Origin of the sequence: Rhodovulum kholense, assembly GCF_003053725.1 — a bacterium.
Taxonomy (GTDB): Bacteria; Pseudomonadota; Alphaproteobacteria; order Rhodobacterales; family Rhodobacteraceae; genus Rhodovulum; species Rhodovulum kholense.
On sequence record NZ_QAYC01000004.1, the window covers coordinates 73,824 to 87,380 of the forward strand.

The 13,557-nt window shown below is 67.1% G+C and carries 11 protein-coding genes; all 11 read right to left on the reverse strand.

From position 1 onward, the window contains the following. Positions 1 to 12: 12 nt before the first annotated feature. The 11 genes from C8N38_RS06870 to C8N38_RS06920 are packed head-to-tail and all read right to left on the reverse strand — an operon-like array spanning position 13 to position 13,263. Positions 13 to 1,191, reverse strand: a complete 1,179-nt coding sequence (locus tag C8N38_RS06870) for an AGE family epimerase/isomerase (protein WP_108025226.1) — start codon at positions 1,189 to 1,191, stop codon at positions 13 to 15. Then, entirely contained in the window at positions 1,188 to 2,465 is a 1,278-nt protein-coding gene (locus C8N38_RS06875; protein WP_215731107.1) for an HAD-IIIA family hydrolase, read from the reverse strand. Before C8N38_RS06875 ends, C8N38_RS06870 begins: the two co-directional genes overlap by 4 nt. Next, complete coding sequence (locus tag C8N38_RS06880) at positions 2,453 to 3,502, reverse strand: GHMP family kinase ATP-binding protein (RefSeq protein ID WP_108025228.1); 1,050 nt, start codon at positions 3,500 to 3,502, stop codon at positions 2,453 to 2,455. The genes C8N38_RS06875 and C8N38_RS06880 overlap by 13 nt, the downstream gene beginning before the upstream one ends. Then, positions 3,484 to 4,476 carry a hypothetical protein gene (locus C8N38_RS06885; RefSeq protein WP_108025230.1) on the reverse strand — a complete coding sequence of 331 codons (993 nt, stop codon included), beginning with the start codon at positions 4,474 to 4,476 and terminating at the stop codon, positions 3,484 to 3,486. The genes C8N38_RS06880 and C8N38_RS06885 overlap by 19 nt, the downstream gene beginning before the upstream one ends. Continuing rightward, positions 4,473 to 5,249 carry a class I SAM-dependent methyltransferase gene (locus C8N38_RS06890; RefSeq protein WP_108025232.1) on the reverse strand — a complete coding sequence of 259 codons (777 nt, stop codon included), beginning with the start codon at positions 5,247 to 5,249 and terminating at the stop codon, positions 4,473 to 4,475. Before C8N38_RS06890 ends, C8N38_RS06885 begins: the two co-directional genes overlap by 4 nt. A 44-nt stretch (positions 5,250 to 5,293) precedes the next feature. Next, the gene (locus C8N38_RS06895; protein WP_108025234.1) at positions 5,294 to 6,121 is read right to left on the reverse strand and encodes a hypothetical protein; all 828 of its coding nucleotides are present in this window, start codon (positions 6,119 to 6,121) and stop codon (positions 5,294 to 5,296) included. Further along, positions 6,118 to 7,116 (reverse strand): hypothetical protein, encoded by a 999-nt coding sequence (locus C8N38_RS06900; RefSeq protein ID WP_108025236.1) that lies wholly within the window; start codon positions 7,114 to 7,116, stop codon positions 6,118 to 6,120. Before C8N38_RS06900 ends, C8N38_RS06895 begins: the two co-directional genes overlap by 4 nt. A 17-nt stretch (positions 7,117 to 7,133) precedes the next feature. Further along, the gene (locus C8N38_RS06905; RefSeq protein ID WP_108025238.1) at positions 7,134 to 8,147 is read right to left on the reverse strand and encodes a GDP-mannose 4,6-dehydratase; all 1,014 of its coding nucleotides are present in this window, start codon (positions 8,145 to 8,147) and stop codon (positions 7,134 to 7,136) included. Further along, the gene (locus C8N38_RS06910) at positions 8,148 to 9,062 is read right to left on the reverse strand and encodes an NAD-dependent epimerase/dehydratase family protein (RefSeq protein ID WP_108025240.1); all 915 of its coding nucleotides are present in this window, start codon (positions 9,060 to 9,062) and stop codon (positions 8,148 to 8,150) included. Continuing rightward, positions 9,059 to 10,960 (reverse strand): class I SAM-dependent methyltransferase, encoded by a 1,902-nt coding sequence (locus tag C8N38_RS06915; RefSeq protein ID WP_108025242.1) that lies wholly within the window; start codon positions 10,958 to 10,960, stop codon positions 9,059 to 9,061. The genes C8N38_RS06910 and C8N38_RS06915 overlap by 4 nt, the downstream gene beginning before the upstream one ends. Beyond that, entirely contained in the window at positions 10,957 to 13,263 is a 2,307-nt protein-coding gene (locus C8N38_RS06920; RefSeq protein ID WP_108025244.1) for a glycosyltransferase, read from the reverse strand. The genes C8N38_RS06915 and C8N38_RS06920 overlap by 4 nt, the downstream gene beginning before the upstream one ends. Positions 13,264 to 13,557: the final 294 nt, after the last annotated feature.

Sequence of the window (13,557 nt, forward strand, 5' to 3'; positions counted from 1 at the left end):
ATCTAGGCAGGGTCAGGCGGTCGATGGTGCGCGGGTCTCCTCCTTGGCGACGGGCCGCGAGCGGTGGGCCTCCAGCGCCGCCAGTTCGTGATAGGCCCCGACGATGTGATAAAGGCTGCTGGTGCGCGCCGGTTCGGATCGTGGCGCGCCGCCGGGGGCGAGGTTCTCCCACCAGCTGCCGCGCAGCGGATGCACGAAGAAGCGCATCAGCCCCTGGCAGGCCTCGACCGCCTTCGCCTCGGCAAGGGTCGCGTCGGCAGGCCCGGTCGCCAGCCGCGCCCGAAGCGCCCAGGCCTTGATCCGCTCGGTCTGCGGCCAGAGCCGGGCGGTCGCATCGTCGATGGCAAGCGCGGGTGTCAGGAGGCTGGCCGCCAGCCCGTCAGCAGTCAGGCCATGCGCCTCGGCAAGGTCGATCAGCCGCCGCCCCGCAGCCTGCGCCAGAGCATTGTCGCGAAGCACGCCCCAGCGCAGGAGCAGCCAGCCCCATTCGTACTGGTGGCCCGGTTCGACCGCGTTGCCGGGACCGGCCGCGATCCGCCAGTCGCTGTCGAAAAGCTCGCGCTGCGCGCCGGTCCCGGGGTCGATGAAGCGCGCCAGGCAAAGCTCGGCAATCTCGTCGGCAAGCGCCTGAAAGCGCGGATCGCAGGGGCCCGAGACGATCCATTCGAGACAGGCCTCCAGCAGATGCATATGGGGGTTTGCGCGCAGCGGCAGCCGACGCGGCCGGGCCTCCTCGAACCCCGCCTCGGGGTGGCGATATAGCACGTCGAGCCGGGTCAGGATCCGGTCTGCCAGCGTCTCGGCGCGGGCGCGCGGCAAGACCGCTTCCGGGGCGGCGGCCAGCGCAAAGAGGCAGAAGGCGACGTCGTAAAGGCTGAACGCGGAGCCTCCCCCGGCAATGGGCAGCACCGCGCCATCGGGAGCCAGATGTTCGGCCAGAAGGACATCGCGGGCGTGGTTGGCAAGAAGCTCGGGCCAGGCGCCGCCCAGACCCGCCCCCATCAGGCGGGAAAAGGCGAAAAGCTGGCGTGCGGCCACCATCGCCCGGCGTGGCAGATCGACCGGGTCGCCCTCCGGTGAAAGACGTTCGCAGAACCCCGCCTCGTCGCGCACCAGCGCGGCCTGGACCGGCAGAACCTCCACCTCCAGCCAGAGCCGGAAGGCAGCCGTCGTCTCGGACAGATCTGTCATGGCACTCCTCTCCGTTCCCGCAAAAGTCGTTGCACCAGCGCATCGAGATCGCCGCCCTGAAACAGCACGGCCTCCAGACCCGCTGCGCGGGCCGCTTCGATGTCGCTTGGCTTGTCGCCGATCATCACGCTCTGCGCCCAGTCGATCGGCCAGCGGTCTTTCAGTTCCAGCAACATGCCCGGGCCGGGCTTGCGCCGGTCCGACACCTGGCGCAACTCGGGATGCACCGCCTCGGGATGGGTCGGGCAATAGCGTTCGTCGTCGATATGCGCGCCCGCCGCCGCCAGATCGCGCGCCATATGCGCCCGAAGCGCCAGATAGTCGGCCTCGGTGTAATAGCCCTTGGCGATGCCTGCCTGATTGGTGGCGACAAAGGCGTACCAGCCCGCCTCGTTCACTCGCCGGACGGCGGCAATGGCGCCCTCTGTCCATTCCAGCCGGTCGGGATGGCCGACATGGCCGTGGTCGAGATTGAGCACGCCGTCGCGGTCGAAGACGATGGCCGGACGCCGCCGTTGCGCCGGAACGAGGTCCTGCGCCGCCCCGAAATCCTCGGGCACGCCGATATCGAGGAAGAAGCCCGCGCGCTCGACCCCCGCGAGCCGCCCCTCGGCCGCAAGCCGCGGCAGCACCTCGGCCTCGAGCGAACCGTCCTCGACCAGATGGGGAACGATCCCGCGCGACAGGCAATAGACGCCGCCATTGATCAGCGCCGGGCCGGTCTCTGCCCCACGCGGCTCGAAGGCCGTCAGCAAACCGCCCGCGACCCTGACCGTGCCAAAGCGGCCGCCGTCGGGCACCCGGCGGAGCGCCAATGCGCCCAGAAGCTCTGGCCGGGCGAGCTGCGCCGCCGCCACATCGGCCAGCAGGATATCGAACCAGCTGTCGCCATTGAGCAACAGGAACCGCTCGTCCAGCCTATCGCGCGCCTGCCAGAGCGCGCCCGAGGTCCCGGCGGGCCGGGCCTCGCGCGCGACCTCGATCCCGACCGGACGGGGCAGCGTCGCGGGCAGGTCGCGGGCGAAGGCCTCGATTTGATCGGCCTCGAAGGCGGCCAGCAAGAGGATGCGCTCGATCCCCTGCCGCGCCAGTTCGCCGATCAGTACCGACAGGAACGGCGCACCGCCGACCGGCAGCAGGGGCTTGGGACAGCGCGCGGTCAGCGGGCCGAGCCGGGTGCCCAGCCCGCCGCAGAGGATCACTGCCTGACGCGGCAGCAGGGGCTTTGCCCGGGCGGTGGCCGCCTCCGGCCCGGAGAGCGTCAGCGCGGACATGGCAGCCGCCAGCTCTGGCACCCGGACTCGGCGAAGACGACCGGCTCGGCATCGCCGCCGATCGCGCGCAGCGCCTCGATCAGCGCGAACCGGCGCGGCGGGTCGACGAGGAAGAACATGAACCCGCCGCCGCCCGCGCCCGACACCTTGCCCGCCTCGGCGCCATGGGCCAGCGCATGGGCGAACATCTCTTCGATATGGGGCGAGCTGACGGTCGCGGCGGTGGCCTTCTTGGCTGCCCAGGAATGGTGCAGGATCGCCGCGAGCCCGTCGAAATCGCCGGTCATCAGCGCGCGCTTCATCTCGATGCTGTCGGATTTCAGGCTGTGCATCGCCTCGACCGCGGCGCGGTCCGACCCGCGCACGCTGGCGGTCTGCCGCTCGATGATGTCGGCGGAATGGCGCGAGACGCCGGAAAAGCAGGTCACCAGACGGCATTCCATCTCGTTCAGGATGTCGCGCGGGATGCGCAGAGGGTTCACGATCACCCGGTCGCCCGCGAGGAATTCGATGAAGTTTACACCGCCGAAGGCCGCCGCGTACTGGTCCTGCTTGCCGCCCGCGAGGCCCAGATCGAGGCGCTCGATCTCGTAGGCCAGATGCGCCACGTCATAGGGACCGAGCGGCGCGCCCAGATGCGTGCGGAACGCATCGACCAGCGCCACCACCAGCGCCGAGGAAGACCCGAGCCCCGACCCCGCCGGCGCCTCGACATTGGTTTGGATGGTGGCGCCGAAGCGGTTGCCGCCGTTGAACTCGGCCACCATGCGGTCATAGACGCCCCGGTGCAGCGCCAGCGCCGCGCCCGACAAATCGTCGTCGATGCCGAAGCTTTCGGTCCGGTCCAGATCGTTGGCGGCAAAGACGATGCGGCCGTCGTCGCGGGCCTCGATCGAGGCAAAGGCGAAACGGTTGATCGTCACGTTCAGCACCGCGCCGCCGTAAAGGTCGCAATAGGGCGACAGATCGGTGCCGCCCCCGGCAAGGCCGAGGCGCAGCGGCGCCCGTGCCCGGGTCGTCAGGCGCCGGTCGGACATGAGGCCTGCTCCTGGAAAGCGGCGAAGATCGGATGCGCGCGCACGCGCGGCAGGCTGTCGAGCGCGCCGAGGATCTGGCCCAGATCGGCCGCGAAGCCGGGGCTTTCGAAGGGCAGCGCTCCGGCCGAGAGGTCGGTCAGACCGACCTCGCCCACCAGTGCCTCAAGCGTCGCGTTATAGTCGCGCCGGGCGCGCAGATCCGCCTGCCGCTCGGGGCCGATGCGCCAGGGCGCCCGGAAGGCGGGGCGGCTTGCGGCCAGCGGGTCCAGCGCGCGCGCCAGCGGCAGAGAATGCAGCCCCGCCCCGTTCGCCATCAGCTTGAAGCCCAGCAGGCTGCCGCCGAGCCGCGGGTTTTCGCTTTGAAACCGGTCGCCGCCAAAATCGGGCAGATCGGCCGTCGTCAGGAAATCCTGCACCACATCGCCCTCGGCCAGCCGGGTGCGGTCGTAAAGCCGCCAGTGGCACCGATTGGCGAATTCCTCCCAGCGGGTGACGAACCGCGCCAGTTGCGGATTGAACCCGCGCTCGAACTCGAAGAAGCCCGAATAAAGCCCGACTTTCTTGACCTCCTGCGCATAGGCGCTGAGCGCATAGTCGAGATATTCGCGCAGGTAGCAGACGACCTCGACATAATGGTCGCGGCAAAGCGCGCGAAGCGCCCCGAAATCGGAACAGTTCTGGAACGCCTCGCTGGACAGGACCAGCGTATGCCCGCCCTCGGCCGCCTCGGCCAGCCGGGCGTGCCAGTCCGCCCGCGTTTCGGGCGGGGCGGCGGGCCCCGATCCGCAGTCGAGCGCGATCCGGTGATGCGCAGCGCGGTCGGCGGGCTCGGCCTCGGGATCGTCATATCCGCCGAAATCGGGCACCACGATCCCGGCCGCGGCGTAAGAGGCGCGATGCGCCGCCAGATAGCGCTGGACCGCCGAGGTCCCGGTCTTGTGCCGACCGATATGAAGGATCAGGCGCCGGATCATCGCGCTTTCCGGAACCACATCATGGTGCGTTTCATACCTGTGCCCGCAAGCACGCCGACCTCGAAACTGTCGACCTCCTGGCCCTCGGTGCAGCCGAATTCGGCGAACATGTAGCGGATCGTCTCGGGGCTCAGCGCCCAGAAATTGTTGTACCCCTTGGCGTGCCAGTTCATGAACTTGCAGTCGAACTTGTCGGCGCCCTCGTAGGTCGTCGTCTCCAGCAGCACCTCGCCGCCGGGCTTCAGCGACAGGCAGGTGTTGCGCACCGAACTCCAGACATCGGGCAGGTGATAAAGCAGGCCGCAATGCAGGATCACGTCATAGGTGGCGGGCGCCGAGAAGGTGTTGGCATCGGCGGTCCAGAAATTGCAGGGCGCGCCGCAGAATTCGGCGATGGCCGACGTCCGTTTGACCGCAGCATCGTAGAACTCGATCCCGTCGACCTTGCAGCCCAGGTATTTCGACAGGAAGATCGAGTTGTAGCCCTCGTTGAACCCCAGATCGAGCACGCGCTTTCCGGCCAGCCGGGACAGGTCGATCTTGGCGTGGAACCGCCGCAGCTTGGCCAGGCAGCGCGCATTGGGCACGTTCTCCGAGCGCTCGAAGCTTTCGGTCGTGACCCCGTTCGAGAAGCGGTAGACCGACCGCCAGGGCGCATGCAGGGCGCAGAAGGACTCGGTCTCTTCGACCGAGCGGTCCGTCTCGATATAGAGAACATCGTTCTTCAACCGTTCAGAGATCTCGTCGGCAAGGGTGTCGGCCAGGTCTGTCATGTCGTCCAATGCTCCAAAAGGCGCCGGGGGCGGCACGGGGAAAATCAACGATAACGGTCGTAAAGTGCGTAATCCGACGCGTTCGCCATCACGGCGCGCGCCAGCAGATCGGCCGGAAGCGAGCGTTCGAGCGCGGCCAGCTCGTCCTGCCAGCTGTCCACCTGCTTGGTCTGGTTGGCCACCGCGCCGGACAGGCGGAAGCCGGGGACGTAGCGGCCGACGGCGGCCTCGATCCGGCGGGCGGAGCGGTCGAACTGTTCGACGATGCCGACCCCGGTCAGGCTGTTCACCTCGTCCAGCCGTTCCGCCGCGACGCGGATGTCGCCGATATGGCGGGGATGGCCGTTGGTGAAGGGGCTGTGGGAACCGTCCTCCATCATCGACAGTACGCAGGTCTGATAGTTCTTGCCGTTATGCGACGTCAGGAAAGCATCGAGCCATTCGGGAAAGGGCAAACTTGCGGCCAGCCGACCCATTGGCGTGTCCCGGTGCGCTTTCGATGTCGGTTCGTAGCGGTAGATCGAGGCCAGCCGCAGCAACGGGTGGCGCAGGAAGACGATAGGCAGCACGGAAAAATCGCCGGCCCGGTGCGCCGTCGCGACGAAGGTGTGGCAGGAAAAGCCGCGCATGCCGGGATGGGCGCGCAGGATCTGCCTGATCAGCGCGGTGTTGAATGCAGGAGCCCTGCGAAACCGGCGATCCTTGTCGAGTTCAATGAAATTGTCGGCACCCACCGCTTCGCGGATCGCCCGGTCGACGCTGCTGCCTGCATTCTTGTAGAGGTGGTAATGGGCCAGGATAACCGGTTTAGGGTCGGTCCTGTTGCGGCCGGACCGAAGTGGGACCGACCAGGGTTGCCCCGCGCGCGTCATACCGCCATCCTGACGGAATCTAACTGCCCTCGTGCCAAGGAAGCAATGAACGGATGGCTGATGACCCGTTCGAATGCAGAGAATTCCGACAGAATCGTCTTCATGTCTTGCTCCAGAGAGGCCGGATCGAATATCCGGTTCCCTGCCTCGAAGTCGAATTCCGAAACATCGCTGAACAGCTCTGTCAAAACTCGGTTGCAGGAATTGCGGCTTCGCAGTTTCTGTTGCGTTGCGCTGTCCAGGAAGATCGGACCGCCGAAACCCGGATGCGCCAGAACCAAGGCGTTCATCGGAGGCCCGAATTCCGGCTGGTGCAGACCCAGCATGTTCAGAAGCAGCTTGAAGCCGAGCAAATTGCCCGAGATCGACAAGTTTGAATCGACCACGGCCCGCGAAGGCGCCAGTGGCAAACCTGCCGTGCTGACGAAATCCGCGATCACATTGCCATCGACCAATCTCCTGCGGTCGTAGAGTCGCCAGTGGCAGCGCTTTGCCATATGTCTCCAGCGCGCAATGAAATCCGGTAAATTGAGACCAAAGCGCTCCTCGAAGAAAAAGAAATCCGAAGCCAGCCGCGACCCCTTGATTTCCTGAGCATAGGCGCTGGTCACATAGGCCAGATACTCGCGCAGATAGCCGACCACCTCGATCTCGAACCCGTCGAGAAACTCGGCAAGCAGGTCGAGATGCAGCACATTCTGGAACCCTTCGCTGCTGAGGATCACGGTATGGGCGTCCTTGACCTCATCAAGAAACAAAGGGCGCAATGCACTCAACCTCTGGCGCACGACGTCGCGCGGTCCGATCAGGGCACGGGCAAACCCATGATGCGCGGCGCGGTCTTCGCGGGACTGCCCCGGCGACTGGTCGCGCCCTGCCAAGGGATAGCAGAACCCTGACTTGGCCAGTTCCAAGCTCCCGCTTTCCAGAAAGAGCTGAAGACCTGTGGTCCCGGTCTTGTGCCGCCCGATATGCAGAATGACTTTTTTCGCCACGTTCCCAATCTCCCTACTTACCGCACCAGCCGGACCGCGCCGTCGGCGACGCGGCCGCGCCAGTAGTCCAGGAGGTCGCGCATCGTCGTCTCGAAAGGTATTTCGGGCGCCCAGCCGGTATGGGCGCGGAACTTCGACGTGTCCGGTACCTGCAGATCGGCGTCGATGGGGCGCAGGCGGTCGGGGTCGGTCTCGACCCGGATGCTGTCGCGTGCCGGAGACAGCCCGATCAGATGGTCCAGCATCTCGCGGATGGTGCAGGTATGCTCGCCCCCGATATTGTAATAGGCGGCGGGCTGGGGGTTCACCGTCACCAGCATGTAATAGGCCCGCACCGCGTCGCGCACATCGGCGAAGGTGCGCAGGCTGTCGAGATTGCCGACCCGGATCACCGGCGGAATGGCATTGGCCTCGATCAGCGCGATCTGCTTGGCGAAGGAGGATTCCGCGAAGACGTCGCCCCGGCGCGGGCCGGTATGGGTGAACATCCGCGTGGTCATGACCTTCATGCCATAGGCCTCGCCGTAGAACCGGCCGATGAGATCGGTGCCGACCTTCGAGATCGCGTAGGGCGAAGCGGGGTGGAAGGTGCATTCCTCGTCGATGGGCAGCTTGTCGCGCGGGACCCGGCCGAAGACCTCGGAGGAGGCGCAGACATGCACGACGGCCTCGGGCACCGTGCGCTTGATCGCCTCCAGCAGGCGCGAGGTGCCCTCGACATTGGTGTCGTAGGTTTCCAGCGGCGCCTCGAACGAGGTCTTGGGATAGGATTGCGCGGCGAGGTGAAAGACGTAGTCGGGCCGGGCCTCTTCGACCGCGTGCAGCAGCGACAGGGAATCGCGCAGGTCGCCATGCACCAGCCGCAGCCGGTCGCGCTGGTTGATGCGGTCGGTCAGGTGAGCGATGTTGTCCATCGGGCTGCGCCAGCGGGCCATGCCGACGATATCCCAGTCGGTCCGGTCCAGCAGGAAATCGGTCAGGTGAGAGCCGACCATTCCGGTGATCCCGGTTATCAGGGCGCGTTTGGGCATTCAGGGCAACCTTCTTTCGACTGGTTCGGGAACGGAACGGGTGGCGGCGTCGAGCATCCAGCCCAGCGTGTCGGCCAGATCGTGGCGCGGCACATGGCCGAGACTTCTGGCGCGGGCGGTGTCGCAGGCCTGAAACCGCATGTCGCCCGCGCGGATGAACCGTTCGTCGCGACGGATCTCGGGGGCGTGGCCGCTGATGCGGGTCAGGGTGTCGAGGATCTCGGCAATGGGCGTGGCGCGGCCGCTGGAGACATTGATGGCCTCAAGGCTCCGGGCAGGCGCCTCCAGCGCGCGGGCAAGGATGTCGGCGGCATCGCGGATATCGACGAAATCGCGGGCGATGGCGGTGTCGCCCATGGCGATCTCGGGGGCGCGCTCGGCAAAGGCCCGGACCAGTTTCGGCACCAGATAGCGCGGGTTCTGCCCCGCCCCCATGCAGTTCGAGGGCCGCGCGATCGTGATGTCGAGCCGGTCGCGATACCAGCCCGCGATCACCTCGGCCAGAAGCTTGGAGGCCCCGTAATGGTTGGGCGGGCGTTTCGGGTCGTCCTCGCGCTGGGGCGCGGGCCCGCTGTCGCCATAGACGCTGGTGGCGCTGACCAGCAGGAACCGCCCCGGCAGACCGGCCGTCGCGGCGGCCTGCAGCAGCCGTTCGGTCAGGAAGGCGTTGGTTTCGTAGAAGGCGCGGGTGTCGCCGCCGGCGGGGTTCGATTCCGCGGCCAGATGCACGATGTCGGTGACGCCATGGCGGGCAAGCCATCCGGCCAGCGCCTCGGGGTCCGAGAAATCGGCATCGGCGCGGCCCATCGGCAAGGTCTGCCAGCCCCGCGCCGCCAGAACCGGCATGAGATAGCCGCCGACGAACCCGCCGGGGCCGGTCACGGCACAGACCCGCTTGCCCTCCGCCCCGCTCATCTGGGCTTTTCGGCCACGAAGAGGGCCTGACCGGGCCCGAAATAGCCGAACTCGCGCGACCAGTAATGGAACAGGAAGGGCCGCTGGAACCCGGCCTCGCGCAGCATGTCCATGAGGTCCCAACCGAAATAGCGGAAGCACAACGCCCCGCCTTCCGGATCGACCGGGTTGCCATGGTATTCGGCGGGCAGGTTATGGATGATCCGGCCATCGGGCGCGAGCTCGGCGCGGATCGTGCTGGGGTAGCGGTCGAGATGGGCGGGCACGCTGAACATCAGGCGGCCGCCCGGTTCGAGCACCCGGAAAGCCTCGGCGAAGGCCCGCTCGGGATGGGGGACGTGTTCAAGCACGTCGAAGCTGAGCAGGAATTCGAAGCTCTCCGACTGGAAGCTCAGGTCTTCGAAATTCTCGTTGCGGACACCCTCGAACAGGCCGCCTTTCGGCACGCGGTTGCCGAAATATTCCGATCCGGTCAGGTTCGGGAAGCGGCCCGAGAGCCAGCCGAACAGCCGTGTCTTCTGTTCGGTGATATAGATCCGGCTGTCGGGCCTTGGCTCGAATTCCTGCAAGAACAGATGCATCGACGCGCGCACCCGGTTCGGCAGGCCGCAGGACATGCAGGCGACATGCTCGCGCCAGTTCGGAACCGGGGTGCCGTCGGGATAGGCCTCGCCGCTGTAGAGGAAACTGGTCACCATCGAATGGCGGCCGCCGCAGACGGCGCAATAGGCGGTGAACTCGAAGCCGTTGCGACCGTCCTCGCCCCTCGGCACCAGCGCGGCCTCGGTCGCGCGCCGGTTCTCGATCTCGCTCGCCTCGGCCGTCAGGAAGCCCAGATACTGCTCCATGGTGAAGGCCTGCCGGGCCAGCAGGAAGGTTTCGGGCCGACTCCAGGCGGTTTCGGCCTCGGCGCCCGGGCTGTGCGCGTTCTTGCCCCGCGCGCCGTTCCAGAAAAAGGCATAGGGCAGGCTTCGAAGCCGCCGGTTCTCGGGCGCGGTCAGACGCGCGCGATAGCGCTGCACCAGCGGTCCGTAGCCGAACGAGTTTGACACGTGGAACACGCCGCTATGCCGTGACAGCTGGTCGGTATCCTCGAGGATGATGCCGCTGTAGTGGACGAAGCGCAGCGGCTGGCCGTTGCATTGCAGCGCGCCTTCGGGACCGTGGATGCGCCGTTCGTGGAGGTTCCAGTAGGCGATATTGTAGCCCGGATGCCGGAGCACATGCACATCGTCCAGAAACGCCGGCAGCAGGTCCATCCATTTCTGGTCGACGAAGATCCCGCGCGGCAGGTCGATGATGCACTGATCGACCAGACGCCGCCCCCACCAGCGCATGACCTCGGCCACTTCCGGCGTGTTGCGAAGCGCGATGAAGCCCAGATTGTAGGCGCCGAAGCGCAGGAAATGGTCGTCCTCGAATTCCGCGCGTTCTGCCGGATGCAGGACATGCGGGGTCAGCACCGCCTGGGCGCCCGCATCCAGCGCCTCGGCGACCTCGTTCAGCGGGCTGAACACCTCGATATCGGGATCGAGATAGATCACATGCGGCGTCGGATCCTCGCCCCCCGCCTGCGCGAATTCCCGCAGGAAGCAGTAGGGTTTGATCGCGGTGCACAGCTCGGTGATGTTGTAGCTGCGGATCATCCGCTCGAGCGCGGGGATACCGAGCGCCTCGAGCGGTTCGATGCGCATCCCGAGCGGCACCGGATCGTACCCCATGTCCCGGTCGCAGAGATAGACGGTGAAGACCGCGTCGGGATGGGCCTGGCGCAGGCTTTCGCAAAGAAGCCGGGCGCTTGGCAGGAAGTTCCGGGCGCAGATGGTGAAAAAGCGCAGGGCGGTCGCCTTGCCCGCGACGACACGCAGATGCGAGGCGGGAGCGGTCTCGTGTTTCATGCCGGCACCCCGTCGAGGAGCGCGTTCAGCCGGGCGGCAACCGCCCGGCGGGAATAGCGGGCCTCGCAGAACTCGTACCCTGCCCGGCTCATCCGGGTCCAGAGCACCTCGTCGTCATGCAGTCTCAGAACCGCATCGGCAAAGGCCTCGGGGCCGTCGGCGACCAGCAGGTCGCGGCCGTCCACAAGCCCCATGCCCTCGGCGGCGAGCGGGGTCGCGACGCAGGGCACGCCATGGGCGAGGCTGGTGCCGATCTTGCCCTTGATCCCCGCGCCATAGCGCAAGGGCGCCACGGTCAGGCGCACCCCTTCGAGTGCCGCGCCCAGATCGGGCACGAAGCCCAGCGCCTCGACCCCTTCGGGCAGCCGCGCCCGCAGCCGGTCGGGAAAGTGCGGTCCGACGATTTTCAGCACCATGTCCGGCGCCCGCGCCCGGATCGGCGCCCAAAGCTCGTCGATGATGTATTCGACCGCGTCGATATTGGGGGTGTGGCCGAAGCCGCCCACGAACATCAGTCCGGTACGTTCCGTAAAACCCGCGCGCGGTGGGCGGAACTCGTTGACCATCGGAATCAGGCGCAGGTCGGCATGGCCGAGCGTCGGCGACAACACCGCAATCTCGGCCTCGGAAAGCAGGATCGTCGAGTCGCAGCGCTGGATGATGTCGCGTTCGCGGGCGAAGGTCGCATGCGCCGAAAACTCGCGCGCGGCGCTGCCCGCTCTCCGCGCCTCGCGCAGTTCGCGCAGGCCGTGCAGATCGACGGTGTTGAAGACCAGCCGGGCCCGGGGAAAGCGCGCGCGGGTGCGCTCTACAAAGGCACCCCCGGCATAGACCCGTGTCAGCAGGAAGGTCAGCCGGTCGTATCCGGCCGAGGCGATCCGGTCGCAGGCGCTGTCGTAGCCCTGCACCGCAGGATCGGCCAGGCACACCACGCCCCGCGCGGCCAGCGCCAGGGCATAGGGATCGGTCCAGGCACGCCGGGTGGTGCTGTAGAACAGAACCTCGGCGCCACGTTCAAGAAAGATATCGATGAAGTTCGACGCGGTGACCGAGCCGGCATCCTGGTCGGGCATCGGCGGCACGCTGTCGACGAAGACCACGGCCTCGACCGGGCCCGGATGGGCGGGAAGGCCCGCATCCTCGGGGGCGGCGGCCTGCGGCGGCTGGGCGGGCTCGCTCTCCGACAGGACCACCGCGCACCCCTGCGTGGCAAAGACCGGCTGGCCGTCGCCGGCCAGAAGCGGCGCGAGCCCGGCCAGCGCCGCGACCAGATCCGGCGCACCGGTCGGCCGGGCCCGGGAGGCGGCCGCAGCCGCGCGCAAGGGCGCGACGCGCGCCAGACCGAAGACCGGGTCCAGAGCGACCGACGGCTTCAGGCGGAACTGGAAGGGATCGAGAAAATGGACGTCGCGGCCGATCTCGGCCAGGGTCGTCTCGCCCGCGCGGTGGCGCCAGCCCGACCGCCAGAGCCGTCCGTCGGGCCGCGCGAGCGCCGCGCCGACATGGGCGAGACCGGGATCGCGGACCATCGCCGCCTCGAGAAACAGCCAGGCCGACAGTGCAGGAGACAGCGAGACCTCCCAGAACCCCGCCAGTTCGGCGTCTAGCCCCTTGAGCAAGGCCCTGAGATCGTCCAGAGCCGTTTCGCCCTCCGCAGGCCAGACCCGCACCCGATCGTTGGCCGGGGCGGACCGCCGCGCACGGCCGCGACCGTCCCAACCCAGAACATGCACCTCGCCAGAGGTCATGGCCAGCGCCTGCTCGACACGCGCGACCGGAACCGCGCCCCCGCCATCCCGGAACAGAACGATCGGAAAGTCGACCGGCCCGGCCCGCATGCCATAGGGAAAACCGCGCCCAAGAACCGTGTCTGGCAAAGCCGCAAGGTCGAGCCGCCCCAGGACCGGCGCAGGAAGGTGATCCAGAGGCGTAAAGATCCCCGAAAAATCCATCACCGGCGGCGTGACGGCGCCAGAGCCCACCCCTCCCGCGCCGGCATCGCGCGCCGAAACGCAGATCCGGCCTTCGGCGCGGCCGAAACGGATCCAGTGATAGAACGGGTTCATTCCGGCGGCGCGGACATCCGGATTGATCTCGAGATAGCTCACGCCATCAAAGTCGGACCGCGGGTTTCGGCCCTCTTGCGCCCCATAGCGAATGTAATGGGTCAGCGGGTCCACACCGGCCTGGGCGACATCGGTGTAATGCGACAGATACCACCCCGCATCGAAGGCGGGCGCGATGACACGCTTTATGTGAAGACCACGGATCTCCGCTGCGACGCGGCCGAATAATGACGCCATCCTTCGTTCCCAGACGGCAGACGTCGCACTCCCGTGCCCCCGTCCCTGCCACCCCCGGCACACCGGCCGCGGATAAACCAAATAGACTTCTGAAAAGCAGGGTGAACTGTCTGCATTTTTACCATCTTCTTCAACTCTCGTACACCTTGATGTTCACAAGTTCAACCTCTAGGTGCCCACGCCCCAGGCCTTTGCGATCTTCCGCCATCTCATTGATGAAACAGGCTGAAACCCGACGCCTTCCGGTTCTGAAATCGGATATGGGCCAGGGTCGGCGCAACGGCGTCCGCCGCC